Below are 26,804 nucleotides of genomic sequence, written 5' to 3'. Positions count from 1 at the left end.
ATCGGTTAGCCATGAGGATCAACCCTCACTCCCAAGGGCCCGCCGTACTTACGCCTTGAAGGTCAGAATCGGCGAAAACCTGGCGATCACCGATACCGTTTCCTCTTCCACCTGGGACCGGATCACCTGGCCGATTTCCTTATAGGCCCCCGGCGCTTCCTCGATCATCCGCTCTTCCTTGGTGGTGATGCACTCCACTCCTTGCAGGCCAAGGAAGGCCTTGTCGCGCTTGGCCTTGACCAGAATCTCACTGCGGGACATGGAACGCCCGGCGCCATGGCTGGCCGAACGCAACCAGCGCTCATTGCCCAACCCGTTGAGCAGGTAGGAATCGTGCCCCATGCTCCCCGGAATCAGCAGCGGCTGGCCGGCATAGGCCGGGGTCGCGCCCTTGCGGTGGACGTTACCGCCCTCTTCACGCAGCACGATGTTGTGGGGCACATCGACGATCAGCGGGGCCTCGATGCCGGCACCGAACACTTGCCGGGTACGCTGACGCACCATCTCGGCAATCAGCGCCCGGTTGGCGTCGGCGTAATGGGCCGCACTGTGCATGGCCAGCAGGTACTGGTCGGCCATCTCCCCCAGCAGGGCAAAGATCTTCGAGTCCGGGTGCTTGATCCCCGCCGGCCACAGGGCCTTGGCCTTGTCCATCCAGCGCCGCCCGACGTAGAAGCCGACATCCCGGGAGCCGGTGTGAATCATCATCACCACCTGCCCCACCGATAGCCCCTGGGCGAAGCAGGCCTGACGGTCCACCAGTTCGGTGACCACCTGGATCTCGACAAAGTGGTTGCCACCGCCCAGGGAGCCCAGCCCCGGGTCCCGCAGGATCTTGCGCGAAGCATCCTGCAGGGCTTCCGGGGCGTACTGCGCACTGCCCTGGGCAAAGGACGACTCATGCAGGCCGGCCAGCTCACGCTGCAGTTGCTGGAAGTCCGCCCCGGCAAACAGGCCCACCGGGTCCTGCTGCTGCACCTGGCTCCAGAAATCACCGAGCCCGGACTGAAACAGCGCGCTCATCGCCGTCGGGCTGGTAGGAATATTGCGTGTGCCTTCCAGCAGATCGCCACGCACCAGGGCTGTCCATTGCGCCTTATGGGCCATGAAGCGCTCGTAGCTCAGGTCGAGCTTGTGCAGGCGCATGCCGCAATTGATGTCGGTGCCAATGGCTTGCGGCACCACCATGTCGTGGCTGGTGACAATCACGCTGCCCACCGGTATCGGGCTGCCGGTGTGGAAGTCCGGAGTGGCACAGGCGCACTTCACTTCACCGCCGTCGGGGTGGGCGACCTTGGCGAAATCCATCAGTTGCAGGATGGCTTTCTCTTCGATGGCAAAACTCTCGGGCAGCAGCAGATCCACCTTGAGCCCGGCGTCGTTGATCGAGGAGATAGAGAGGGAATTGGAATTCAGGCGTTCGATGGCCACCCCGGAACGGGCGAGCTTGTGCTGAATTCTTTTCAGAGGAGTCTTGGTCATTTTCAACTGCTTTTCTTGGACGCAACAAAACAACCACCCGATTGGTGGCTGGAATTGTCTGGTCAGCAGCGAAACTTAGACGGTGCGCATGGTGATGAGAATGGTGGCCGATGTAAAGACCCAGGGGCGTTTTTTTTCCAGGCGCAGCAGCGGCCGTACCGTTTAACGCAGGCCATAGTCCCAGCCGTCTGACTCAAAGGGCTCGGCACAGGCCTCACTCCAACCGAAACGAAAGGTCGGCCTCGATGGCCATAAATACCCTGCTCAACAAGGCATCTCCCGCCACGCAACCGGAAAGCAGGTAGTCCCCATCCGCCCAGTGGCACCAGCCGGCTTCGATCAGTACCTCGCCCCGACGAAACGACTGGGCCACGCCTGCGTCCCAACCATCGGCCGTTTCACCGCAACGCTCGAAGCCCAGCCCTTGCACCAGAAAAGCGCCAACCGCCTGGTGCAGCTCGCTGCCATAAGCATCGAACTCCAGAGTGAGGTGGCCGTTGGCGGCCTTGAACAGTCGCGGCTGCATCGCTATCGCTCCGCTTCAGAAATCGAAACGCACATCCTTGACCACCTGCACCTTGCCCCAGTGGAAATTGCACAACCGCGCCACTTCGGCACCATCCCGGCTTACCGGCACGCACCCGCCCTTGAGGGTCACGCTGTCCTGCCCTTGGCGAGACAGCATGTATTCCAGTGCCGGCCCCTTGGGGATCCGGTGAACCAGCGTCACGTCTTCGGCAAAGTCATCGGTCAGGCTGAAAATCAGTTCGCCATCGACCATCAGGCGATAGCTGTCATGCTTGAACGCCGCCCCTGGCAGCAGGCACATCTGCGCCATATGCCCCTGCACCTGCCGCTCTTCGCAGCGAGCCATCTGCTCTGCCTGCACTGGCTGCCCCAGCAACAAGGCCATCACTGGCAAGCATTTATAGAGTTTGAACATCTTTGCTGTCTCCCTGGCCACAGGCCGTTGCACAAGGTGTGCTATCCGCTATTCGCCCATCACCGGTGACCGGCTCGGCTCGACCGCCAGCACCGCTTCATAGGTGCCGCTGTCCGGCGCAAAGGACACGAAACGGTGCTCCGCCCCGCGCTGGACCCACAAGCGCCCACAGTTCTGGCACTCATAGACACAGGTGCTGGACGCCGCATAAAGGTTGCACAACCGGTCCCCGAGGTAATCTCTCGCCTTGGGCCGCCACGCCGTCTTGCCATAGGTCCGGTCCAGCAATTGATCCAGGCTCCCGGCCTCGGCTGCGACCTGAAATGCCTGGCTCAAGTGGCCAATACCCTCGTACAGCGCCTCCTCATGCCCGTCTCGCATCAACGATGCCTTATAGGCAAGATCGTCAGTCTGATCGACGATCACATGCCCGCAACTGCAGCCTAATTTGCTCATTGACTGACCTTTTGACTGATTCCGCTGGCGGTGTTGTTTTATTGCGCCCCCTGCCCCTGGGCATAGGCATCGTACCGAGAACGAGCCACGCCGACCTTGTCGGCCTGCGACCCGGAATCAAGGCTGCTTCGGCCCACCTTTCCAGGGTGAGTAAAACACGCTGGTGGCAATCGGCGGCACCTTGCCATCCACCAGCGCAAAGCCCGGCATCTGCCGCAGGTCCAGTTGCTCGCACAAGCCGGTCAGCTTGTTGCGCAGTTCGTTGTCGGGCTTGAACGACTCAGGCCGGTATTGCACCGCCCGCAGGTTGACCCAGCATTCCTGCACCTTGCCTTGGGGGTCGGCCTTGACCTCGAAACTGGCCACTCCAATGCTGTCCAGCGCTTGGCCCGCCAGGGTGCGCTCCCAGAAAAAGCGTCCCCGGGCGTAGTCCTGCGTCTGCTGATCCAGTGCCTTGCGTTGCTCGGCATTCGGGCTTGGCGGCGGGAAGATCATGGTTCCCTTCACCCGCAGCCGCTCGTCCCCATCAAAGGCCGTGGCCGGGGCCATTGGAAACACGCTGTCCCAGCAGATGCCCTTGACCAGCGCGCCCAGCTTGAGGCTATAGGGGTACACCTGCATCGCCGGGTTGGTGCTGCGCCGCGCCTCGCAACTGACCACCTCATTCTGGCGATTGAAGGTCATCAGCAAATCGACGCTGCCGGACAATTGCTGGGCATTGGCCCTGATGCTTTCAGCGTGCAGCACTTGCTGCACGGTATTCGAATACCGTTGCATATCCGCTTGGCGCTGCTGTTCGTCGCTCACCGCCGACGGGCTCTGCGCAGGGGACTGACAACCGGCCAGGGCCAGGAGCCCGGCCATCCACAGGCTGCGCCGTGCCTGGGTCGTTCTGAACTGGGTATGCATGTTCAATTCCTTTGCCGGGCAGGATCGCCTGCCCTTCTTGCGCTGTGTTCTGCGGCGCGATCAATGCGCCGCGCATGTGCCTCTGGTTGAACGAAGCAGCAGGGGTTCGCTACAGGGCTGAGTGCTGGCAAGCGTCCTCTGTCGGCTCCCGAACCGGCCTGCCGGACAGGCTTGCCCAGGGTTCGGCCCGCCCTTCCAGGGGCTGGAATCCACCTTGACCGGGAACCGCTCCTGGCCCTGCCGATACTCGCGCTTGCCCGGCAGCTCGCGCCTCTCCAGTTGCCGGCAGCGCTGCCACAGAGGCTGTTGCAGTCTGCATCGGCCCGGAACTGGCTGCCCCGGATAGGGGCCATGCCCAGTTCCACCTGGCAGCTGCGCACCTGGCACTGGTCATCCGTCATCCCTTCGGTTGCTGCGCAGTGGTCGCTGGCGCCAGGGCCTGACAGCCGCTCAGCAGCGCCATGGCGCCGGTCAGCAGCAGTGCTTTCAAGGATGCGGGGAGACTGGAATGCATGCTCAGGTCCATTGAGAAACATATCGGGACAGCGCCGTGCCTAGCCCTCCCGTCGATCAAGGCGCGAAAGCATAAAGGCTATCGCCCGCCTCACCAAGTGCAACCTTGATACCCCTGGCTGATGGCGTAACGGGCCGTTTCGCAGGGCCTTGCTCAAGCCCTGAATCACCCGGAAAAAACAGATATCCTGCAGCACCTGACTCCAGGTTCACCCAAGGAAGGACTGCCCCATGCCCCGCGCCATCACCCTCATCTGCGAGAACTTCGCCGATTGGGAAACCGCCCTGATCAACGCCACGGCCCGTGCCTATTACGGTTTCGACTGCCAATACGCTAGCCCCAAGGGCACCCCGGTGACCTCCATGGGCGGCCTGCGGGTGACCCCGGACCTGGCCCTGGAAGACATACGCCTCGATGAGCTCGACCTGCTGATGATCTGCGGCGGTCCGGTCTGGCAAAGCGCGCAGGCTCCCGAGATCAGCGAGCTGCTGCGGGCGGCGCAGGCACGCCAGATCGTTCTCGCCGGTATCTGCGACGGCACCCGCGCCCTGGCCAGGGCCGGGGTGCTGGATCTTGTGCGACATACCTCGAACTCGGCGGACAACCTGCTGGCGGAGGGATACGCCGGCGCGGCGCACTATCAGGACGTGCCCCACGCCGTGGCGGATCAGCGAGTGATCACAGCGCCGGGCAGCGCTCCGGTGAGTTTCATGGCGCAGATTCTCGGTGCTCTGGGCATCAGCGATGACAACCTCAGTGCCTACCTCGCCCTGCATGCAGCGGAACACCGCCCGAAGGCCTGAGCCCTCGCCTCCTGCGGCGGCCGGCGTGCCCAGCCACGGGGCTCCGACCGCCCCGGGCCTGGTGCTGCAGCGCAACGCCGCCACGAGGGACAGGCTCAGGGTTGTTTCGGCCCGCCCTTCCAGGGCCTGCAGCCGAGCTCCAGGAGCAACCGCCCACCCAGTCATCGAGGTTGTAGCGGCGAGCACCCTCGCTCAAGGCCTCGGCGAACGCCCACCGATAAGCCTCGCGCGGGCTCTGCAACTGTTGCTCGGGGGGCTGTGGCGTGGCGCTCTTGCAGCCGCCCAGCGCCAGCAGGCCGAGGTCATGGCCACGACCCGTTCAAGGGCGGGTGTCGTTGATCCCCAGCACCTGATCCAGTCGCCGCATCTGCTCCTCGGTCAACAAAGGTGCAGGCGGTTGCAAAGGCGCTTGGCTGGAAACGGCCACCCCAGGCGCTCGAGGCTTGGCCCTGGCCGGCGGGGTGCGGGTCGAGCTGCTCGACGGATACAGCGCCTCATCCAGGCATTTATCACGCATGCCCTGGCTCGACAGGCCCTGGCAGCCCTTGCCATTGGACAGCGCCCGGGCCCCACAGGTGGCCCTGCTGTCGGGGTCTTGCAGGTCGACGCAGCTCAGGGAACCAAAGCCATGGCCAAGCACCGAAGCCGGATCCTCGGCATGGGCGTTGGCCGCACACAACAACAGTGAACCGAGAAACAGGGCAATTCGCATAGATGCACATCCATGGCTGCAGAAACGGCCCCGGGCCAACCTAACGCCGGGCGCCAGTATTGCTGTCGGGGAAACCCTGTTCTAGCAGCCGAAGATGACCGTTTCGTGCTTTGGCGCTGCCACACCCTGGCCTCTAGCGGAAGCGCTGCGCCAGGAATGGCTGCAACGCCACGCTTGGCGTCAGTCCGCTGGCCTGCTCCGCCATCAGTTGCCCAGTGATCGCGGCCAGGGTCAGCCCGACATGGCCATGGCCGAAGTTGTAGTGCACCTGGGGCAATAATCGCGACTGGCCGAGCACCGGCTTGCTGTCCGGCAGCGACGGACGAAAGCCCATCCACCGGGATGACGGTGAGTGGTGCAGGGTCAGGAAACGCCGGGCACCGCGGGCCAGGTAACGGTAGCGGCGCGGGTCCGGGGCGGCGTCGAGGCCGCCGAACTCGACGGTGCCCGCCACGCGCAAACCCTGGGCCATCGGCGTCATGTAGAACCCTCCGGCGCCCCAGCACAGCGGCCGGTTGACCAGGCCGCCGGCCTGCTCGAACAGCACGTGATAGCCGCGCTCGGTGTCCAGGGGAATGGCGTCTCCCAGGCGTTGTGCCAGGCTGCGGGACCAGGCCCCGGTGCACAGCAGCAGGCGCTCGGCCGGCAGTGACTCACCACTGCTCAAGCGTGCGCTGAGCCGTTCGCCGTGCTGGGCGTGGCGCTCGATATCCAGCAACTCGCCCCGGCGAAACACCCCGCCGCGCTCGACAAAACGCTGGAGCAGACGCTGGCTCAAGGCATAGGGATCAAGGGTGCGGCTGACCTGCGGCAACTCCAGGGCCAGAGCGGCCCGGGCATTCAGGGCCGGCTCCATGGCCCGCAACTCCGGCCCCGGCACCAGGCGCATCGGCACGTCGAAGGCCTGATGGTAGGCCAGCATGTCGATGGCGCTCTGCCGCTCATGGGCCTCGAACAGGTACAACGAGCCGTCGTGGCGTACCAGATCATTGGCCCCGGCGTCATCGAACAGGGTCTGCCAGGCCCCCATGCATGGCTTGAGCAGGCTGTGCAGGTCGTGGCTGATGGCCTTGACCCGCGACGCACTGGAGCAGGCGAGGAAACGCCACAGCCAGGGAGCGATCCGTGGCAGGTAGCCCGGGCGGATGGCCAACGGGCTGTCGCGGCGCAACAGCATGCCCGGCGCCTGGCGCCAGATGCCGGGGGTGGCCACCGGCTCCACCGCATAGGTGGCGAACGTGCAGGCATTGCCGAACGAGGTGCCGCTGCCGGGGAGCTGGCGGTCCAGCAGGGTCACCTGCCAGTTCAGCCGCTGCAGCCACAAAGCACTGGCCAGGCCTACCACCCCGGCCCCCACCACTAGGGCATGGCCGCGTTGTTGCCGACTCGCAATCATGCCGGGCTCCTCATGTGCCGCTGACGACCCGTGTCCACAGGCGGGTGCTCAGACGCATGCCGGCCGGGGTCATGGTCTTGATCGGGAACAGGCTGTCGAGCACCGACTGCGGCGGATAGGCCGCCGGGTTGCTGCGCAATTGCGGCTCTATGTAAGGCAAGGACGCCGCGTTGCCGTTGGCGTACTGCACGAAGTTGCTGATGTTGGCGATCACTTTGGGGTCCAGCAGGTAATTCAGGTAAGCGTAGGCGTTGTCCAGGTGCGGGGCACCCTTGGGGATCACCACCATGTCCATGGCCACGGTGGAGCCTTCCTTGGGAATGCTGTAGCCGATGTTCACGCCGCTTTTCGCCTGGTGCGCGGTGGCCATGGCTTGCAGCACGTCGCCACTGAAGCCCACGGCCACGCAGATGTTGCCGTTGGCCAGGTCGCTGACGTACTTGGCCTGGTGGAAATAGAGGATCGAGGGACGGATCGCCTGCAGCGCCGCTTCGGCCTTTTTCAGGTCCGCCGGCTGTTCGCTGTGGGGGTCCAGGCCCAGGGCATTGAGGGTGATGGGCACCATCTGCGTGGGGTTGTCGAGAAAGGCCACGCCGCACTGCTTGAGCTTCTGGATGTTCTCCGGCTTGAACAGCAGCTGCCAGGACTGGGTGACGTCGGTGTCACCGAAGATCGCCTTGATCTTGTCGACGTTGTAGCCGATGCCCACGGTCACCCACATATAGGGGATGCCGTACTGGTTGCCCGGGTCGCTGGTTTCCAACAGCTTCATCAGCTTGGGATCGAGGTTGTTCCAGTTGGGCAGCTTGCTCCGGTCCAGCGGCTGGATCGCCCCGGCCTGGATCAGCCGCGGCAGGAAGTGATTGGACGGGCTGGCCAGGTCGTAGCCGCTGCCGCCAGTCATCAGCTTGGCCTCGGTGGTTTCGTTGCTGTCGATCACGTCGTAGGTGGTCTGGATACCGCTGCGCCGGGTGAACTCGGCCAGGGTGTCGGGAGCGATGTAGCCGCTCCAGTTGGCGATGCTCACCGTTTCGGCCGCGTGTACGCTTGCGCCGTACAAGGCCAGGGATAACAGTGCCGTAGTGGTGCGATTAATCATGTTTCCGCCCTCTGTGCTCTTATTATTGCGGCGTTTTATTCGCCGCGACGGTTAACGCTCGTGTCGCGCGCGCTGCACTTCCCAGCCCATGCGCAAGCTTGCTCCAATGTCGAAAAACGGTCGCGGCGGCAGGTAGCCGGGGCGGGCCTGGGACAGCACGTCCCGCAGCAGCGAGGAGTCGCAGCCGGCGGCCATTTCCGCCAGCAGCCGGCCCCACAGGGTGCCCCGGGCCACCCCCGAGCCATTGCAGCCGGCCACCGCGTGCAGGCCTGGGGCAACCCGGCTGAAGTACGGCTCGCCGGAGCGGGTGCCGCTCAGGTGCCCGGTCCAGGTGTATTGCAGGTCGGCGTCGGTGATGCCGGGAAAGCGCTTTTGCAGGCCCCGCAGGTGTTCCTGGCGGCGTACCGCCAACTGCGCCGGGCCGAGGTCGCGCTGGCGATATTCAACGGTGTTGCGCATCAGCAAGCGGCGCCCCGGCAACAGGCGCACCGTGGCCGCCCCGGGCAAGGTGGAGAGCACGCCCCAGCCCTGCTCATCCAGCAGCTGTTGCCAGTGCTCCTGGTGCAGGGGCCGGGTGATGCTGGCGCTCAGTTCCAGGGGGAAAGTAGCGCTGTGCCGGACCCCGACCCGGGGCAGGAAGGCGCCGACACAGGCCAGCACCTGGGACGCCTGGATCTCGCCCTCCCCGGTGGTGGCCCGCCAGCCCCGGCCCGCCAGGGGCTGCAGGTCCTGCACCGGGCTGTTCTCGAACACCGCCAGGCGTTCCGGCAGGCGCTCCAGCAGGCCCTTGACGTACTTGGCCGGCTGCAACAGCGCGTTACCGCCGGCGCAGTGGATGGCCCGCTGGTAGAAGCCGCTGCCCAGGCGCTGCTGCAAGGCCGCGCCTTCCAGATACCGGGCCTGGGCGCCCGCCGCATTCAGGGTGGCGACCCGGGCGCTGCTGTCCTGCAGGTGCTGGGGCTGGTGCACGGCAAAGTGATAGCCGCCCGCGTCGAACTCGCATTCAATGCCCAATTCGTCAATGCGTTGGCGCACCTCTTCACCGGCAGCAACGCCGATTCCACAGGCCAACAGATAGGCCTGATGCCCGGGTCGACCGAGCAATTCGTCGGCCCCGGGCAGCTCATGGCTGACCACGAACCCCGAGTTGCGCGCCGAGGCGCCCTGGGCCGCCCGTTGGCGATCCAGCAGGACGATGCGCTGCTGGGGAAACATCCGCGCCAGGGCGTGGGCCGCCGAGAGGCCGGTAATGCCACCGCCAATGATCAGCCAGTCGGCTTTCTGGAGGCCCTTGAGGGTTGGCCGCTGGGGAGTCTGCCCCGCCAGGGCGATCCAGCCACATACATTGTTCAAAGCCTGTCACTCCTGCACAATCCATGCGCCGGGAGCATTCAACAGAACATTCAATCCGGCGCCACATGCCTACAATCTAGGGATATGACGGCTTCATTTCGAACGTTATTAATTCATCCATCTATTCGGAAAACGCATGGATAACCCTCTTCGACTGCCCTCGTTGCAGGCCCTGCAAACCCTGGTCAGCGTGGCCCAGACCCACAGTTTCACCGAGTCTGCGGCGCGCCTGCACCTGACCCAGAGCGCGGTGAGCCGGCAGATCCAGCAACTGGAGGAGCACTACGGCGCCAGCCTGTTCGAACGCAGCAGTCGCCGGGTCTCGCTGACAGACTCGGGGCGCGATGTCTGCAACGTGGCCACGCAGGTCCTCAGGTCCCTCGGCGCCTTGCAGGAACGCCTGGCCCCGGCGCCCCTGGACCGGCCGTTTCGCATCCGCATCTTTGTTTCCCTGGCGGTGCGCTGGCTGTTGCCCAGGCTCAGCGGTTTCTACGCCGCCAACCCCGGGCTGTGCCTGTCGATCGAGACCGTGGGCGGGGCCATGGTGGACCCCAGCGGCGATTGCGACGCCTACGTGCTGTACCTGCCGGAAGGCCTGGACGAACGGCCGCTGACCCCACTGTTCGACGAATACCTGGTGCCGGTGTGCGCGCCGCAACTCAGTGACGGGCAATTACCGCCGCGCTCCCTGGAAGAGCTGGCCGGGCACGCACTGATCCACGGCTCCACCAGCCGCCAGGAATGGACCGCCTGGCTGCAGGCCCAGGACGACCAGAGGCCCCGCAGCTACAAGCACCTGCTGTTCAACCTCGACGACCTGGCCCTGGACGCCGCTGCCCGGGGGCTGGGGGTGGCGATGACCGACCTGATCCTGGCCCAGGACTCGATTGCCCGGGGCAGCCTGCTGATTCCCTTCGGCCAAGCGCTGAAGACCGGCGGGGTCTATGCCCTGTGGCTGCGCGACAGCGGCGCCGCGCACCCGGCCTGCGAAACCGTCCTGAACTGGTTCCAGGCCCAGGCGGCCGAGCGGGATCTGCCCGCGCCAGGGCGGGCCTGAAACACCTGCACGGGGCAGCGGCCCGTCATCCCGCCTTTCTGGTTCAGGAGGAACTGCGTTGAAACCACGGATCTATCTGATCGGTGCCTCGGGCGCCGGCGTCAGCACCCTCGGCAGCGCCCTGGCCCGGCACCTAGACCTGCCCCACGTCGATGTCGATGAGCACTACTGGATTCCCAGCGATCCGCCCTTCACACAAGCACGCCCGCCCGAGGAACGCCTGGAGCGCCTGCACGCAGCCCTGGGCGAGGTGCCCTGGGTGGTGTCGGGTTCGATGGATGGCTGGGGCGACGCCATCATCGCCAGGGCCGACTGGGTGCTGTACCTGGACACCCCGACAGCGCTGCGCCTGCAACGCATCGCTGCCCGGGAGCGGCAACGCTTCGGCCCGCGCATCCTGCCCGGGGGCGACATGCACTCCCAGCACCTGGCGTTTCTGCAATGGGCGGCGGCCTATGACAGCGGCACCCGGGCCGGCCGCAGCCGCCCACGGCACAACGCCTGGCTGGCGCAATTGCAGCAGCCCTGGGAGCGCCTGGACGGCAGTCGATCGAAGGATGAATTACTCGACCAGGCCCTGCGGATCATGGGCCGGGACTGACACCGCTGAAGGACCGCTGAACAGCGGTCCGGGAAAGGCCTGGACGCTACGGGGGGCTCAACTGTAGACAGTCGCCATCGCCCAGGCAAAGCACGCCAGCACCAAGGCCATTCCCACTACATACACCGCTAAAGCACGACCCACAGCAATACTCCACGAACTAGGCAGTCATCAAAACACTCACTCTAGGGGTGAGTCATGGCGCGCATTTTAACAGCAAGCGACGTCATTTTGACACCAGTCCTTGATCTGGATTTTAGACCTACCGACAAATGGCAATATCGTCAATTTTGTGGCGAAAAACCATCCAGGCATTCTTGTCGAACAACCCGACACCGCAACATGATTTTGCATTTTGCCCAGGGTTTCTCCGCCGTTCGAGGAACTTGACGCCCAGGTCAATGCCAGACCCCCTTTTCCCGATAACCGCGCATTTGAGCGATGTCACAGCCTTCGCCCCTGGTTGGACAAGAGTGATTCTCACTGCTTTCATTCAAGGTCAGGTCCGGTTATCACAATCCCAGGAGGGGATACATGCCTTTCAAAGTCATGATGGTTTTCGGTACGCGTCCTGAGGCGATCAAGATGGCGCCATTGGCCCGGGTGCTGCGCAACTGGCCAGGTATCGAGTTGCACATCTGTTCCACCGGCCAGCACCGGGAAATGCTCAAGCAGGTGCTCGACTCCTTCGAGCTCGAAGTCGATGTGGACCTGCAAGTGATGACCCAGGGCCAGACCCTCAACGGCCTGTCGCAGCAACTGCTGATCCACCTGGACACCAGCTACCAGCGCCTGCAACCGGACATCGTGCTGGTCCATGGCGACACCACCACCAGCTTTATCGCCGCCCTCGCCGCCTTCAACCGGCAACTGCCCATCGGCCACGTCGAGGCCGGCCTGCGTACCGGCAACCTCAAGGCGCCCTGGCCCGAGGAGGCCAACCGGCGCCTGACCGGCGTCATCGCCGACCTGCACTTCGCCCCGACCGCCAAGTCCGAAGCCAACCTGCTGCGGGAAAATGTTCGCGCCGAGAACATCGAGGTCACGGGCAATACGGTGATCGATGCACTGTTGTGGATGCGCACCCACCAGCAGCAAACCCACTGGCGCCCCGCCGCCGACTCGCCCCTGGCGATGCTCGACGACAACCGGCGCATGGTACTGATCACCGGCCACCGCCGGGAGAACTTCGGCGACGGTTTCCGCGATATCTGCCTAGCCCTGGCAACCCTGGCCCAGCGCTACCCGGACGTGCAGTTCGTGTACCCGGTGCACCTCAACCCCCAGGTGCAGAACGCGGTCTACGGCCTGCTCTCGGACAAGCCCAACATCTACCTGGTAGCGCCCCAGGACTATCAGCATTTTGTCTGGCTGATGGGACGTTCGCACTTCATCCTCAGCGACTCCGGCGGGGTCCAGGAAGAAGCCCCGGCCATCGGCAAACCGCTGCTGGTGCTGCGGGACGTCACCGAACGGCCGTCGGTGCTGGAGGGCGGCACCGTGCTGCTGGTGGGCACCGATCACCAGCGCATCGTGGGCCACGCCAGTGAGCTGCTGGACGATCCCCAGGTGTATGCCCGCATGAGCCGCGTGCACAGCCCCTACGGCGATGGCCACGCCAGCGAACGCATCGCCCGTCGGCTGTGCTCCTGGCTGGAGGCTCAGCCTGCGCGTGACCCGGCATGAGTCTGGGCTTGATCGATGTCTTCATCTATATCCTCTACGGCCTCAAGTACCTGGCGATCACCCTGGCCCTGCTGATGTTCCTGCTGGGCCTGGATGACCTGTTCATCGACCTGGTGTATTGGGGCCGCAAGCTGATCCGGCGCTGGCGGATCTACGAAAAATTCGAGGCGGCGGATGAGAAACGCCTCTACGAGACCCCGGAAAAACCCCTGGCGATCATGGTCCCGGCCTGGAACGAGGTCGGCGTGGTGGGCGAGATGGCACGCCTGGCGGCCTCCACCCTCGACTATCAGAACTACCAGATCTTCGTCGGCACCTACCCCAACGACGCCGAGACCCAGGCCGACGTCGACGCGGTGTGCCAGCACTACCCCAACGTGCACAAGGTGGTCTGCGCACGCCCCGGTCCCACCAGCAAGGCCGACTGCCTGAACAACATCATCGACGCCATCCTGCGCTTTCAGAACGAGGCCCGGATCGAGTTCGCCGGCTTCATCCTGCATGACGCCGAAGACGTGATCTCGCCCATGGAACTGCGCCTGTACAACTACCTGCTGCCCAACAAAGACCTGATCCAGATCCCGGTCTACCCCTACGCTCCGGCGTGGCAAGGCTTCACCGCCGGGCACTACGTCGACGAGTTCGCCGAGAACCACGGCAAGGACGTGATCGTGCGCGAGGCCCTGACCGGGCAGGTGCCCAGCGCCGGGGTCGGCACCTGCTTCAGCCGCCGGGCCATCAGCGCCCTGCTGGAAGACGGCGACGGCATCGCCTTCGACGTGCAGAGCCTGACCGAGGACTACGACATCGGCTTTCGCCTGAAGCAAAAAGGCATGAAGTGCATCTTCGCCCGCTACTCCATCAGCGATCCGAAACTGGCCCTGGACTACCAATGGGTGCCGGGCATGGACCGCCGCTTTGCCCAGGTGATCTGCGTGCGCGAGCACTTCCCCCGGGACTGGCAGCACGCCGTCCGGCAGAAGTCGCGATGGATCGTCGGCATCGTGTTCCAGGGCACCACCAACCTGGGCTGGAGCCGCAAGGGCCTGCTCAACTACTTTCTCTGGCGCGACCGCCGGGGCCTGATCGCCTACCTGCTGAGCTTCCTGGTGAACCTGCTGTTCCTGGTGCTGCTGAGCATGTGGCTGATCACCGTACTGTCCCCCGACGCCTGGCGCTTCCAGTCGATTCTTGCCGACAGCCCGCTGCTGGCGGCGCTGCTCTGGCTCAACGGCCTGATGCTGCTCAACCGGCTGTTCCAGCGGGCCTGGTTCGTCACCCGGTTCTACGGTGTGGTGCAGGGCCTGCTGTCGGCGCCACGGATGATGTGGAGCAACTTCGTCAACTTCTTCGCCAACCTGCGGGCCCTGCGCCAAGTACTGCAGATGGGCGACTCGCGGCGCGTGGCCTGGGACAAGACCACCCATGAGTTCCCCGCCCTGACCAAGGCCCAGCGCAGCCCCCTGGGCCACCGCCTGGTGGACAAGGGCCTGCTCACCGAAGAGCAGCTCGAAGCCGCGATCACCAGCCCGGTACGCCGGCGCCTGGGGCGCGAACTGCTGCTGCGCGGTTACATCGACACGACCCAGCTGGTGCAGGAACTGGCCGAACAATTCGATCTGCCATGGGCGCCCCTGAACCCGTTCAAGATCGATCCGCAACTGATCGCCGGCGTGCCGCGGCAGATTGCCGTGCAGTACGGCGTACTGCCGGTGGAGGAACAGGGCGAGACCCTGGTCCTGGCCGCCGAAGACCCGGTCAGCCAGGTCTCGCTGGGGGCCATCAGCCGCCAGCTCAAGCGCCCGGTGAGTTGCCGCCTGGCCCCCCAGGGCCGGGTCACCCTGGGCATCCGCTACTGGTACGCCGGCAAGCATCAGAGCGAGGACACCCGACGCATGCTCGAGACCCTCAAGCGCCACCAGGATGACGAAGCCCTGCTGGAGCGCATCAGCCTGCACCAGGTGCAAGTCGGGCACCTGCTGCAGGTGCGCGGCCTGGTGCCCCCCAGCCTGTTCAACCAGGCCATGATCGACTACGACGCCGATCGCGGCTCCCTCGGCGAGCACCTGATCGAACGCGGCATGATCACCCCCCAAGTACTGCAGCAGGCCCTGGCGGACCAGGCCTCGGAACAACAGGCGGCCTACCGCATCGTCGCGCAGGTGGCCCCATGAACCCAGGCCGTCAACTGCTGCTGTGCAGCCTGCTGCTGAGCCTTGGCGGAACCGCCGTGGCCCAGACCGAACCACTGACCGACTTCGAGCGCTTTCGCAGTTACCCCTACCTCGACCGCAGCTACCGCGAGGCGCAAAAAGGCAACTGGAAGGAGGTCGAGCGCCTGACCCGGCACCTGCTGCAACAGGTGCCGAAGAACCAGGAAGCCCAGGGCCTGCTGGCCCAGTCCCTGGCTCGCCAGCGGCGCTACAAGGACGCCGTGCAGGCCATGAACACCGTCCCGGGCGACAGTGAAGCACTGCTGGAACTGCGCCTGACCTGGATCGAACAGGATCCGCCCGGTACCGAACAGGTGGAAAGCTGGATCGCTGCCAGCTCGCTGGCGCACCGGATACGCCTGTGGCAGGCCTACAGCATGAGCCTGGCCAAGTTTGGCGGCGCCCGGCGCGCCTACGACTGGCTGGCGCAACTGCCGGCCAAGGGCGACGACACGGCCCTGCGCCAGGCCCGGGCCAACTGGTCCGAGCAACTGCGCAACTGGGATGAGACCATCGCCCAGCTTGAACCCGTGGCAGCTCGCGGGCAGCTCGACGCCGAAGGCTGGCAGCGCCTGGCCACCGCCTACACCCAGCGCCTGGACGAGATGAAGCTAGAAGCCCTGCTGAAACAGGCCCCCAGCCCCGAGGCCGCGCACCAGGTGCACCTGGCGATGATCGAGCGGGCGATTGCCCTGGGCCACCGCAACCAGGCGCAACGCTGGATCCAGCGCCTGTCGCCGGCCGAGCAGGCCGACCCGGCCCTGCGCCAGCAGCACTGGGAACTGGCCCGCCAGGAGAACGACAGCGACACCGTGCAACGCCTCAGTGCCGAGTTGCAACGGCCTTGCCTGGAGACCGCTGAATGGCTGTCCCGGCACGACCCGGACGCCGCGCTCAAGCAATTGCACCAGTGCTCGCCCCAGGACGATCCGCAGGCCTGGCTGGTGCTGGCCCAGCGCCTGCAAGCCAGCGACCTGCTGCAAAGCCAGCGCCTGCCCGAGCCTTGGGACACGGCCCGGCGCGAACGCCTGGTGGAGGTCTGGCAAGAACAGGGGCAAGGCGCCCAGGCCCTGGCCTGGCTGAGCCAGCAACCGCAGACCCCGGCCGTGCTGAGAAAACGCGCCGAACTCCTGCAGGCCCAGGGCCGCCACCGGGAAGCGGCCGAGCTGTGGGAACGCCAGTACCGCCAGACCGGCAACCTGGCGGCCCTCGACCAAGCCACTTACCTGGCCCTGGGCAACGGCCAGCAAACCCGCGCCCAGTCACTGCTGGAACAGGCCTATGAGCGCCACGCCGGCGGCTTGCCCAGCCCCCTGCTGCAGCGCCTGGCCGGGCTCTACGCCGCCTCGCCGCGCCTGAGTCCAGCGCAGCTGCAACGCATGGGCGCGCTGGTCAAGCGAGTCGACCCGGCCACCCGTGGCCAGCTACTGGCGCAACTGGCGGAAAACGATCGCTGCGACATCGTGCAACAAGCCATCGGCCAACAGCCCAGGGAAGCCTTGGAATACCGCGCCCTGGGCCGCTGCGCCATGCCCGCGCAACCCGGGGCGGCCGTCGCCTACTACCAGGCTGCCGAACGCCTTGGCGAGCGCGGCAACCGCCTGCCCCTGGCCTATGCCCTGGAAGCTTCCGGCGACTCGGCCGGGGCCCTGGCCATCTGGCGCAGCGTGCCGGACACCCAACTGAGCGACAACGCCCGGCTCACCGCCAGCCGCAGCGCCCTGACCGTCGGCGACAACCCCGGCGCCGAACATTACTGGCAGCACAGCCAGGCCCGTGGCGCTGATGAGTGGGCCCTGGGGGCGGCGATCGCCGAGCAGCGCGGTGACACCGCCACAGCCCTGGAGCGTCAGCGTCAGGCCCTCAGACAGGCACCGAATGCCGGGCACTACTACGCCGCGTCGGTCACCGCACAGAAGGCCGGCGACCTGGAGCAAAGCACCCAGTGGCTGGCCGAAGCGGTGCGCCTCGAGCCGGACAACCCGCGCTTTCGCGCCGACTACGGCATGCGCCTGTCCGCTACCCAGACCCCGCAACAGCGACGCCTGGCGATTCCCTACCTGCAACAGGCGACCCGCGACTTCCCCGAGGACTACCGCCTGGGCGAGACCCTGGCCTGGCGCTACGACGAAATCGAAGACAGCGCCGCAGCCCGCCAGGAACTGCGTCGAGTAATCGACCTGGAGCAGAACCCGGTGGCCGCCGATGACCACAACGGCAGCCTCGAAGCCCGCCGCTACCGCCAGCGCCGCGCCCATGAAAGCCTGTCCCGGCGCGACAGCGTGAGCATCGCCAGCACCTGGTCGCCAGGCGGGGTGTCCACCAACAACAGCCTGCTGCCCAACAGCAACACTCAGGGCAGCCGGCGCAGCCCGCAGTCGCAGAACGTCCAGGTGGCGATGTGGGACCACGCCCTGGGGGACGAGCCCAGCCGCAACGGCAGCACCCTGTCGGTCTATGGCCGGACCCTGCTCGGCGGTCTCGGTCGCTCGTCCTACGCCGAGTCGGCCGCCGCCGGCCTGGGCCTGCGCTACAAGCCCTGGGGCAACGCCAACATCAATTTCTATGGCGAGATCTACAAGCAGAGCCAGTTCGACGACCAGGACAACCATGGCCTGAGCCTGGGCCAGATGCTCGACCCCGGCCGCCTGCTGGACCAGCTCAACGATCACCGCAAGCGCGGCCACACCAGCACCGACTACCTGCTGCGCACCACCGCCTCGTTCTTCGACCAGGGCAAGTACCGCAACGACTGGCGAATCGACGAGAGCGACTGGGACGAGCGCTTCCTGTACCTGGACGCCGCCTGGTGGACCAAGGCCGGCGACCATCAATGGCTGTCGCGCTACCAGCAGGGCCACGCCTGGAAACTGCCGCTGAGCACCCCGCAGACCCTCATGCCCTACGGCTTTCTCGAGTTTGCCGCGCAAGACCCGAGCAACGACTGGCGCCAGGACCTGCGCACCGGGGTCGGCCTGCGCTGGCAATACTGGTTCGACGACGACAAGTACAACGCCGACCGCGCCCACCTGACCGTGCGCACCGAATATCAACAGTCCCTGGGAGGCAATCTGTACGAAGGGGGCAATGGCGTCCTGGTGGGCGTGGAGCTGAATTTCTGATGAAACGACTGATGCTGACCACCCTGCTATGGCTGGGCCTGCAACTGACGGCCCAGGCCGAGGAGCGGCTGTTCTACCAGCCGCTCAACAGCGATGCCGCCCTGAGCCGCGAGCAGTGGCGCAAAATCTGGCAGGCCAGCGCCCGGCACGGGGTCAAGACCCTGATCGTGCAATGGACCGCCTACGGCGACTCGAACTTCGGCAACGCCCACGGCTGGCTCGCCGACAGCCTGCGCCAGGCCCGGGACCAGGGCCTGCAGCTGGTTCTGGGCCTGTACATGGACCCGGCCTACTACCAGCGTATCGAGCAACTGGACAGCGCCGGCCTGGAAACCTACTGGCAAGCGCAACTGGCCAGCTCCCTGGACCGCCAGCGCAAGCTGCGTGAAGACTGGAAGCTGCCGGTCAGCGGCTGGTACCTGCCCATGGAACTGGACGACCTGCACTTTCAGGCCGCGGACCGCCGCACCACCCTGCACCGCCAGCTCAAGGACTTCGCCCGCCAGCTCGACGCGCCACTGCACCTGAGCGCCTTCAGCGCCGGCCACCTGGCGCCCCAGGTCAATGCTGCCTGGCTCGGCGAACTGGCCAGTGCCGGCCTGCAGCTGTGGTGGCAGGACGGCGCCGGCACCGGGCGCCTGGCGCCGCTGGTGCGCGATACCTATGCCAGTGCCCTGCCCTGCAGCGTCGGCATCGTCCACGAAGCTTTCCGCCAGACCAGCGCCGCGGGCCAGCCGTTCCACGCCGAGCCGGCCGCCCCGGATGCCCGGCCCGGCGGTTGCCACGCCAGCGCGGTGTTCTCCCTGCGCTACCGCCCGTGGGGCAAGCCACTGCTCGATCATCCGCTCACGACCAAGGCCCGCAATGTTCAGAACCATTGAAGAGCAAGTGCTCAAGCAGGCCGCTCCAGCCGCCTTGAAAATTGAATTCGCGCAACATGATTTCGAACGCCTGCGCAGCTTCTGCATCCTGATCTACATCGCCAGCACCGTTATCTGGCTGATCTTCGACCTGATTGTCAGTTTCCCCGGACGGCAAGGCTTCACCGTCTACTCGATGGTGTTCCTGGTGATCCTGGCCCTCACCACCATCATCCTGCGCTTCACCCGCAAGGCCCGGCATTTCCAGTGGGTCAACCTGCTGTTCGTGCTGACCATCACCATCGGCGTACGCCTGGTGATCGAGGGCCTGCCCATGGACCTGCACCCCGGCTGGCTGATCCTCGGCGCTTCCAGCATTCTCTACAGCGCCTCGGTGATGCCCTTGCGGCGCTGGTCGTTCTTCGCCGCCATCCTCATTACCTGGGCAGTACTCAATCCGTTCTGGGCCACCCAGATCGCCATCAGCGAGCTCAAGGGCCTGATGGTGCTGGTGTATGCCCTGTTTCTCAGCACCCTGACCCTCTACAGTTTTCTCAAGCTGCGCCAGGCCAAGTTGCACAACTACATCATGTCCAAGCTGCTGCTGGACCAGGCCTACCTCGATACCCTCACCGAAATCCCCAACCGCCGCTCCTTCATGACCCGCGCCGACCAGCGCCTGCAGGCCCTGCCCCGGGAGCACGAGCACTACCTGGCGATGATCGACATCGACAATTTCAAGAAGGTCAACGACCTGTACGGGCATGACATCGGCGACGAAGTGCTCAAGCGCATCGCTGCCGATATCAAGTCGGTGATGGTGGATTTCGACTATGCCCGCCTCGGCGGCGAGGAGTTCGCCATCTACCTGGCCGGGGTCCGCCGCGACGATGTCGAGGCCCTGGCCGGGCGCCTGTGCCAGGTGGTACGGGACCAGACCACCCAACACCCGGTGACCATCAGCATCGGCCTGGCCCGGGTCGAGGAAGGCGACAGCCTGAACCAGGCGCTGATCAATGCCGATCGAGCGCTGTACGAGTCCAAGCACAGCGGCAAGGACAGGTACACCTTTCACGTCCCATCCTAGCCACGCCCCGTGCTCCTGCCGGAGTAGTGCCTGTGCAGAGGCTCGGGCCGGGCATGGGATGAGCCCCGGGGCTGCTGCGCGGCCCAGCGCGACCCAGCCCCCTCGCCACCGGGCCTGCCGCTGACGGTCAGACGGGTTCCTGGCGCGACAGCAGGACCCGGGTCACCCGGCGCTCTTCCACGGCCATGACCTGCAGGCTCCAGCCCTCCCACTCCACCCGGTCGCCCTTGACCGGCAAGCGATCCAGCAGGCTCATCACCAACCCGGCCAGGGTCTGGTAGTCATCGGTGGGCGGCGCATTGAAGCCGGTGCGCTGGCGGACCAGGGGCAGGTTCAACGCACCGCCCACCAGAAAGCCGCCATCCTCCTCGACCACATCCGGGCCTTCGATCTCGCTGGCATCAGGCAGCTCACCGGCGATCGACTCAAGGATGTCCGTCATGGTCAGGATGCCGACAAAGTCACCGAATTCGTTGATCACGAACGCAATGTGGGTCGAAGCCTTGCGCATCTGCTCCAGGGCATTGAGGATCGAAAAACTGTCCAGCAGGTTGAGGGTCTTGCGCGCCAGGTGCGCCAGGTTCGGCTCGTTGCCCGCCAGGTACTCCTTGAGCAGCTCCTTCTTGTGCACAAACCCCAGGGGCTCATCCACCGCACCATTGCGAATCAGCGGCAGGCGCGAGTAGGACGAATGCATCAGTTGGGTGCGGATGGTTTCCGGGCTGTCGGCCAGGTCGATGGTGTCGACCTGGGCACGCACGGTCATCAGGCTGCGGATCGGCCGCTCGGCCAGTTGAAGCACGCCACTGATCATCACCCGCTCGCGGCGGTCGAACAGCTCGGCAGCCGGCGCCTCGCCCTCTTCCAGCAGGTCGGCGATTTCCTCGCCCACTTCCTCGGCCGCCAGCTTGCGCCCGCCCAGCAGGCGCATCACCGCATAAGCGGTGCGCTCACGCATGGGCCGCAGGCCCTGCATGGACTTCTTGCGCCGGGCCCGGGCCACCTGGTTGAACAGCTCGATCAGGATCGAGAAGCCAATCGCCGCGTACAGGTAGCCCTTGGGAATATGGAAACCCAGGCCTTCGGCGGTCAGGCTGAAACCGATCATCATCAAGAAGCCCAGGCACAGCATGATCACCGTCGGGTGCTCGTTGACGAAGCGAGTCAGCGGCTTGCTGGCGATGATCATCACGCCGATGGACACCACCACCGCGATCATCATCACGGCCAGTTCCTCGACCATGCCCACGGCGGTGATCACCGCGTCCAGGGAGAACACTGCGTCGAGCACCACGATCTGCGCCACGATCGGCCAGAACAGCGCATAGGTGGCGCTGCCAGTGCGCACGCTGACATGGCCTTCCAGGCGTTCATGCAGTTCCATGGTGGCCTTGAACAGCAGGAACACACCGCCGAACAGCATGATCAGGTCACGGCCCGAGAAGCTCTTGTCGAACACCTCGAACAGCGGCTGGGTCAGGGTCACCATCCAGGAAATACTCGCCAGCAGGCCCAGGCGCATCAACAGCGCCAGGGACAGGCCGATCAACCGCGCACGGTCACGCTGCTCCGGCGGCAGTTTGTCCGCGAGGATGGCGATGAACACCAGGTTGTCGATGCCCAGCACCAGTTCCAGGACGATCAGGGTCAAGAGGCCAAGCCAGGCCGTGGGGTCTGCGATCCATTCCATAAAAAACACTCGATACCTTCAGAGGGGTCAAACAGCCGGACGCGACAAGGCACCAAGGTGCACGCGATGCACAACCTCGGGGCCGGGTAGATCAGGGCAGAAAGTGGCCAGGGCCGGAAAAGCCGGCAAGGCATGAGGGCGGCCTGAGCGTCTGGGGCTCAGTATGGCCGGAAGGCACGAAATACTGGACGTGGAAAGCGAGGGTTGCAGCAGGAAAGAGCGCCGACTGGGAGGCTCCGAGAGACTGTTCATGCAGGTCCTGGATGGAAAAACGGACTTGAAGATTACAGGGCCGGCGCGGAGTTTCCCCAGCGGGAAATTATTTCAAAAGTTTATCGATTTGCACGCCCGGCCCCTGCGGGCCTTGCGGCCAAGACCGCTGGTCGCCCGAGCGAACGCCAGCAGTCACCGGCCACTGCCAGCGCGGTCAGGGCTTACGGGTGGCGTCGTCCAGGGCGAGGATGGTATGGGCGTTGGTCACAGTGGTGGCCAGGGTGTTGATCACCCCGGAACGCAGCGCCCCAAGGGTGGCCGCGGCCTTGGTGTTCTCGCTGGCGATGGCCACCACATCGGGAATCCGCACCAGCTCCTGCACGCTCAGGCCGATCACCCGCCCCTGCATGGCGTTGACCGCCGGCTGGCCGTGAATGTCGATGAAGTCGTAGCCCATCATGTCGCCCACGGTGCCCGAGAGCCGCGCCTGGGCCACTTCCTGGGGCGAGAACCAGCCCATGCGCACCATGTTGCTGTTCTCGCTCATGTCACCGATGCCGATCAGGGCGATGTCGGCGCGCCGTGCCCGGTCCAGGGTCGAGCGCACGGTGTCGTTGCTGATCAGCGCGCTGCGCAGCTCGGGATTGGCCACCAGGGCCGGGGCGTACAGGGTCTCGCTCTCGGCGCCGAAGCGCTGGGCCAGGCGCCGGCAGATATGGTCGGGGTTCATGTACTCGCCGGCCCGCAGGGAACCGCCGATGGCGCAGACGAAGGTGCAGTTGCGGGTCACCGGCAGGAACACGTTGTCGGCCACCGCGCCGACATTGCGGCCCATGCCGACGGCGACGATCATGCCGTCGCCCAGGGTCTTGTTCAGGTAGTTGGCCACCAGGCTGGCCACCGCCGAGCGCTGGGTATCCGGGTCGCTGTGGTCCACCGCGATCAACGCCCGGTCGAGCTTGAAGCGTTGCACCAGGGCCTGCTCCAGCTCGTTGTTCATGGCCGGGTGCTGCAATACCCGCACCTCGACGATGCCCTCGTCCCGCGCGCGCTTGAGCAGACGGCTGACCTTGGCCCGAGACAGGTCGAAGCGCTTGGCGATGACCTCCTGAGTGACGTTCTCCAGGTAGTAAAGCATCGCCACTTCGGTCATCAGGTCGATGTCGCTGGCCCCGCGCAGGGTACTGTCACTCATGTGGACTGGCTTCCGTTTCGGCGTCAAAGGCGCATTCTCCTAGTGGATGTCGATGGCGTCCAGCCTTGGTGCGCCGCCACGGCGCCGGCGTGCCCTGCCCGGTGCCGGTCGCCGCCCCGACCAGTTCCACCCAGTCCTTGGCGGCGCCGACCAAGCCTAGGAATGCCCATCGCGCTCGATGGCGTTGATGCGCTCCACCTTGGCCCCGGAGCGCGCCACTTCGAACTCCGATTGCAGGAAGGCACTGACAATGCCCTTGGCCACCTCCGCCCCGACCACCCGGGCGCCAATGGAGAGAATCTGCGCATCGTTGCTCTTGCGTGCGCGCTCCGCCGAATAGGTGTCGTGGGCTTGCGCCGCGCGTATGCCCTGAACCTTGTTGGCCGAGATGGCCATGCCGATGCCGGTGCCACAGACCAGTATTCCCAGGCGATGCCGCCCAGCCTTGATCGCCGTGGCCACGGCCAGGGCGATGTCCGGATACAGCACCGGTTCCAGTGAATGAGTGCCGAAATCCTCCAGCGGATGCCCCAGCGCCTCAATGTGCCCCTTGAGCAATTCCTTGAGCTCGAAACCCGCTTCATCACATCCAATGGCCACCGAAAAGGCGCTGTTCATGGCAGTTCGCTCCGCAAAGTGAGGTAAGAACGAGATTGATCATATGATCATTGACTGAAACTTTGCTCAGCTATTTTTTCAATATTACACGCCGAGGTGTCAAGCGAGATTTACCTGACACCCGAGTCAAAGCCCTACATAGAGGGGTAAAAAGCCCTATAACCCGTTCAGGAAGAATTATTCCGAAAGCGATTGACTGATCAGAATTTCATTTGATACACATATGATCACCGGGAAACATGACTCTGCGACCTAATAAGAATTCACCGCACGAGGACACGCCGATGGCCACGCCATTACTGCTCCAGGCTCGACATGTCGCCAAGGCCTACGCCGGGGTTCCCGCCCTGCGCGACGGCTGTCTTGATCTGCGGGCCGGCAGCGTGCACGCCCTGTGCGGCGGCAACGGCGCCGGCAAATCGACCTTTCTCAACATCCTCATGGGCATTGGCCAGCGTGACGCCGGCAGCATCCTGCTCAATGGCCGGGCCGTGCGTTTCGAGCGCCCCGGCGACGCCCTGGCCGCCGGGGTGGCGATGATCACCCAGGAGCTGGAGCCGATCCCCGACATGACCGTGGCCGAGAACATCTGGCTGGGGCGCGAGCCCCGTCGCCTGGGCTGCATCGTCGACCGCAAGGCCCTCGTTCGGCAGACCCGCGAGCTGCTGCAGGGCCTGGAGTTCGAGGTCGACCCCCAAAGCCCCATGCGCCACCTGAGCGTGGCTCAGGTGCAGCTTGTGGAAATCGCCAAGGCCTTCAGCCACGACTGCCAGGTGATGATCATGGACGAACCGACCTCGGCCATCGGCGAGCAGGAAACCCAGACCCTGTTCCGGGCCATCCGCCGCCTCACCGAGCGCGGCGCCGGGATCATCTACGTGTCGCACCGCCTCAGCGAACTGGCCCAGATCGCCGACGACTACAGCATTTTTCGCGATGGCGCCTTCGTCGAGAGCGGGTCCATGGCGGACGTCGACCGTGCCCACCTGGTGCGCGGCATCGTCGGCCAGGAACTGCAACGCATCGACCACAAGGCCGGCCGCCAGCAAGCCGCGCAAACCTGCCTGGAGGTCCAGGGCCTGTGCCGTGATGGCGAGTTCCAGGACATCAGTCTGCAACTGCGCCAGGGCGAAATCCTCGGCATCTACGGCCTGATGGGTTCGGGGCGCAGCGAATTCCTCAACTGCCTCTATGGCCTGACTACCGCCGATGCCGGCAGCGCCAGCCTGCAGGGCCGGCCCCTGCCCCGGGGCACCCCGGCAGCCAGCCTGCGCGCCGGCCTGTCCCTGGTGCCCGAAGACCGCAAGGACAGCGGCCTGGTGCTCGATGGCAGCATTCTCAGCAACATCGCCCTCAGCGCCTACGGGCAACTGTCGCGCTGGTCGCTGATCAATGCCCGCAAGGAACAGGCCCTGGCCCGGGACATGATCGGCCGCCTGCAGATCAAGGTCAGCTCCCTGGACCTGCCGGTGGCGTCCATGAGCGGCGGCAACCAGCAAAAAGTGGTGTTGGCCAAGTGCCTGTCCACCCAACCGGTGTGCCTGCTCTGCGACGAGCCGACCCGGGGTATCGACGAGGGCGCCAAGCAGGAGATCTACCACCTGCTGGACCAGTTCGTGCGGGCCGGCGGCGCCGCCATCGTGGTGTCTTCCGAAGCCCCGGAACTGCTGCACCTGAGTGATCGCATCGCGATCTTCAAGGGTGGCCGGCTGGTGACCATCAGCCACGACACCGACCTCTCCCAGGAAGCCTTGTTGAGTCTCGCCTCATGAATGCCAAGACCCGGATCTCTCCTGCCAGCACCGCCACCGCCGTCAGCCCCGCCGCCCGCAGCCACCTGCGCCGGGCCCTGGACCGCTTCGGCCTGCCCCTGGTGTTCATCCTGCTGTGCGTGGCCATGGCCTTTGCCAGCGAGTACTTCATGACCTGGCGCAACTGGATGGACATCCTGCGCCAGACCTCGATCAACGGCATCCTGGCGGTGGGCATGACCTACGTGATCCTGACCCGGGGCATCGACCTGTCGGTGGGCTCGATCCTCGCCTTCGCCGGGCTGTGCAGCGCCCTGGTGGCGACCCAGGGCTACGGCCTGCTGGCGGCGGTGAGTGCCGGCATGTTCGCCGGGGCCATGCTGGGCATGGTCAACGGCTTCATGGTGGCCAACCTGTCGATCCCGCCCTTTGTCGCCACCCTGGGCATGCTCAGCGTCGCCCGCGGCATGACCTTCATCCTCAACGACGGCAGCCCGGTCACCGACCTGCCGGAACACTACCTGGCCCTGGGCATCGGCAAGATCGGCCCGGTGGGCGTGCCCATCGTGATCTTCGCGGTGGTGGCGCTGATCTTCTGGCTGGTGCTGCGCTACACCACCTACGGCCGCTACGTGTATGCGGTGGGCGGCAACGAGAAAAGCGCGCGCACCTCCGGGATCGGCGTGCGCAAGGTGATGTTCTCGGTGTACGTGGTCTCGGGCCTGCTGGCGGGGCTGGCCGGCGTGGTGCTCTCGGCCCGCACCACCTCGGCCCTGCCCCAGGCCGGCACCTCCTACGAGCTGGACGCCATCGCCGCGGTGGTAATCGGCGGCACCAGCCTGTCCGGCGGCACCGGCAGCATGGTCGGCACCCTGTTCGGCGCCCTGTTGATCGGGGTGATCAACAACGGCCTGAACCTGCTGGGGGTGTCGTCCTATTACCAGCAAGTCGCCAAGGGCCTGATCATCGTCTTCGCGGTGCTGATCGATGTCTGGCGCAAGAAGAAAGGCTGACCCCCGCCACCGCGCGGTACAACCACAACAA

23 protein-coding genes are annotated in these 26,804 nt (G+C 65.3%); 10 read left to right on the top strand and 13 right to left on the bottom strand.

The features are described 5' to 3' along the window. Positions 1-48: 48 nt before the first annotated feature. The 6 genes from U873_RS0119175 to U873_RS36730 all read right to left on the bottom strand — a co-directional run bounded on the left by U873_RS0119175 (position 49) and on the right by U873_RS36730 (position 4,304). Complete coding sequence (locus tag U873_RS0119175) at positions 49-1,482, bottom strand: RtcB family protein (RefSeq protein WP_025129777.1); 1,434 nt, start codon at positions 1,480-1,482, stop codon at positions 49-51. Between the two features lie 214 nt (positions 1,483-1,696). Beyond that, positions 1,697-2,008, bottom strand: a complete 312-nt coding sequence (locus U873_RS0119170; protein ID WP_025129776.1) for a hypothetical protein — start codon at positions 2,006-2,008, stop codon at positions 1,697-1,699. Positions 2,009-2,023: 15 nt separating this feature from the next. Next, positions 2,024-2,425: a hypothetical protein gene (locus U873_RS0119165; protein ID WP_025129775.1), complete on the bottom strand. Its 402-nt coding sequence runs from the start codon at positions 2,423-2,425 to the stop codon at positions 2,024-2,026. 48 nt (positions 2,426-2,473) lie between these two features. After that, a complete protein-coding gene (locus U873_RS0119160) occupies positions 2,474-2,881 on the bottom strand; it encodes a hypothetical protein (RefSeq protein ID WP_025129774.1) in 408 nt (135 codons plus the stop codon). Positions 2,882-2,998: 117 nt separating this feature from the next. Beyond that, a complete protein-coding gene (locus U873_RS0119155) occupies positions 2,999-3,790 on the bottom strand; it encodes a hypothetical protein (RefSeq protein ID WP_025129773.1) in 792 nt (263 codons plus the stop codon). A gap of 397 nt (positions 3,791-4,187) precedes the next feature. Further along, positions 4,188-4,304: a lipoprotein gene (locus tag U873_RS36730; RefSeq protein WP_157838106.1), complete on the bottom strand. Its 117-nt coding sequence runs from the start codon at positions 4,302-4,304 to the stop codon at positions 4,188-4,190. Between the two features lie 230 nt (positions 4,305-4,534). On the opposite strand from U873_RS36730, the gene U873_RS0119145 reads away from it, so the two are divergent. After that, positions 4,535-5,107, top strand: a complete 573-nt coding sequence (locus tag U873_RS0119145) for a type 1 glutamine amidotransferase family protein (RefSeq protein ID WP_025129772.1) — start codon at positions 4,535-4,537, stop codon at positions 5,105-5,107. A gap of 319 nt (positions 5,108-5,426) precedes the next feature. Here the strand turns inward: U873_RS0119145 and U873_RS0119140 are convergent, their stop codons facing one another. From U873_RS0119140 to U873_RS0119125, 4 genes are all read right to left on the bottom strand, one after another. Continuing rightward, on the bottom strand, positions 5,427-5,819 hold the full coding sequence (locus tag U873_RS0119140) for a hypothetical protein (protein ID WP_025129771.1): 393 nt from the start codon (positions 5,817-5,819) through the stop codon (positions 5,427-5,429). 133 nt (positions 5,820-5,952) lie between these two features. After that, entirely contained in the window at positions 5,953-7,215 is a 1,263-nt protein-coding gene (locus U873_RS0119135; RefSeq protein WP_025129770.1) for an FAD-binding oxidoreductase, read from the bottom strand. Positions 7,216-7,225: 10 nt separating this feature from the next. After that, positions 7,226-8,314: a polyamine ABC transporter substrate-binding protein gene (locus tag U873_RS0119130; protein ID WP_025129769.1), complete on the bottom strand. Its 1,089-nt coding sequence runs from the start codon at positions 8,312-8,314 to the stop codon at positions 7,226-7,228. Between the two features lie 51 nt (positions 8,315-8,365). Next, on the bottom strand, positions 8,366-9,667 hold the full coding sequence (locus U873_RS0119125; RefSeq protein ID WP_025129768.1) for an FAD-binding oxidoreductase: 1,302 nt from the start codon (positions 9,665-9,667) through the stop codon (positions 8,366-8,368). Positions 9,668-9,803: 136 nt separating this feature from the next. Here U873_RS0119125 and U873_RS0119120 point away from each other — a divergent pair, with 136 nt between their 5' ends. From U873_RS0119120 to U873_RS0119090, 7 genes are all read left to right on the top strand, one after another. Continuing rightward, positions 9,804-10,724, top strand: coding sequence for a LysR substrate-binding domain-containing protein (locus U873_RS0119120; RefSeq protein WP_025129767.1), 921 nt, complete (start codon positions 9,804-9,806; stop codon positions 10,722-10,724). Between the two features lie 58 nt (positions 10,725-10,782). Then, entirely contained in the window at positions 10,783-11,325 is a 543-nt protein-coding gene (locus tag U873_RS0119115) for an adenylate kinase (protein WP_025129766.1), read from the top strand. Positions 11,326-11,859: 534 nt separating this feature from the next. Beyond that, complete coding sequence (gene wecB, locus U873_RS0119110) at positions 11,860-13,011, top strand: non-hydrolyzing UDP-N-acetylglucosamine 2-epimerase (RefSeq protein WP_025129765.1); 1,152 nt, start codon at positions 11,860-11,862, stop codon at positions 13,009-13,011. Beyond that, positions 13,008-15,185 (top strand): cyclic di-3',5'-guanylate-activated glycosyltransferase NrfB, encoded by a 2,178-nt coding sequence (gene nrfB / locus U873_RS0119105; RefSeq protein WP_025129764.1) that lies wholly within the window; start codon positions 13,008-13,010, stop codon positions 15,183-15,185. The genes wecB and nrfB overlap by 4 nt, the downstream gene beginning before the upstream one ends. Then, entirely contained in the window at positions 15,182-18,346 is a 3,165-nt protein-coding gene (locus tag U873_RS0119100) for a hypothetical protein (RefSeq protein ID WP_025129763.1), read from the top strand. The genes nrfB and U873_RS0119100 overlap by 4 nt, the downstream gene beginning before the upstream one ends. Then, positions 18,346-19,227: a DUF4434 family protein gene (locus U873_RS0119095; protein ID WP_025129762.1), complete on the top strand. Its 882-nt coding sequence runs from the start codon at positions 18,346-18,348 to the stop codon at positions 19,225-19,227. Before U873_RS0119100 ends, U873_RS0119095 begins: the two co-directional genes overlap by 1 nt. Beyond that, a complete protein-coding gene (locus U873_RS0119090; RefSeq protein ID WP_025129761.1) occupies positions 19,211-20,293 on the top strand; it encodes a GGDEF domain-containing protein in 1,083 nt (360 codons plus the stop codon). Before U873_RS0119095 ends, U873_RS0119090 begins: the two co-directional genes overlap by 17 nt. A 127-nt stretch (positions 20,294-20,420) precedes the next feature. On the opposite strand, the gene U873_RS0119085 is transcribed toward U873_RS0119090, so the two are convergent. The 3 genes from U873_RS0119085 to rpiB all read right to left on the bottom strand — a co-directional run bounded on the left by U873_RS0119085 (position 20,421) and on the right by rpiB (position 24,009). Further along, positions 20,421-21,983 carry a TerC family protein gene (locus tag U873_RS0119085; protein WP_025129760.1) on the bottom strand — a complete coding sequence of 521 codons (1,563 nt, stop codon included), beginning with the start codon at positions 21,981-21,983 and terminating at the stop codon, positions 20,421-20,423. A 427-nt stretch (positions 21,984-22,410) separates the two neighbouring features. Continuing rightward, the gene (locus tag U873_RS0119080) at positions 22,411-23,391 is read right to left on the bottom strand and encodes a sugar-binding transcriptional regulator (RefSeq protein ID WP_025129759.1); all 981 of its coding nucleotides are present in this window, start codon (positions 23,389-23,391) and stop codon (positions 22,411-22,413) included. 156 nt (positions 23,392-23,547) lie between these two features. Further along, positions 23,548-24,009, bottom strand: a complete 462-nt coding sequence (rpiB, locus tag U873_RS0119075) for a ribose 5-phosphate isomerase B (RefSeq protein WP_025129758.1) — start codon at positions 24,007-24,009, stop codon at positions 23,548-23,550. Between the two features lie 284 nt (positions 24,010-24,293). On the opposite strand from rpiB, the gene U873_RS0119070 reads away from it, so the two are divergent. Both U873_RS0119070 and U873_RS0119065 read left to right on the top strand, forming a co-directional pair. Then, the gene (locus U873_RS0119070) at positions 24,294-25,781 is read left to right on the top strand and encodes a sugar ABC transporter ATP-binding protein (protein ID WP_025129757.1); all 1,488 of its coding nucleotides are present in this window, start codon (positions 24,294-24,296) and stop codon (positions 25,779-25,781) included. Beyond that, a complete protein-coding gene (locus U873_RS0119065; protein ID WP_025129756.1) occupies positions 25,778-26,773 on the top strand; it encodes an ABC transporter permease in 996 nt (331 codons plus the stop codon). Before U873_RS0119070 ends, U873_RS0119065 begins: the two co-directional genes overlap by 4 nt. Positions 26,774-26,804 lie beyond the last annotated feature (31 nt).

It is taken from the genome of Pseudomonas sp. PH1b, from assembly GCF_000633395.1.
Classification (GTDB): domain Bacteria; phylum Pseudomonadota; class Gammaproteobacteria; order Pseudomonadales; family Pseudomonadaceae; genus Aquipseudomonas.
The sequence above is the reverse complement of the archived record's forward strand: the minus strand, read 5'-3'. Positions and strand labels throughout refer to the sequence as shown.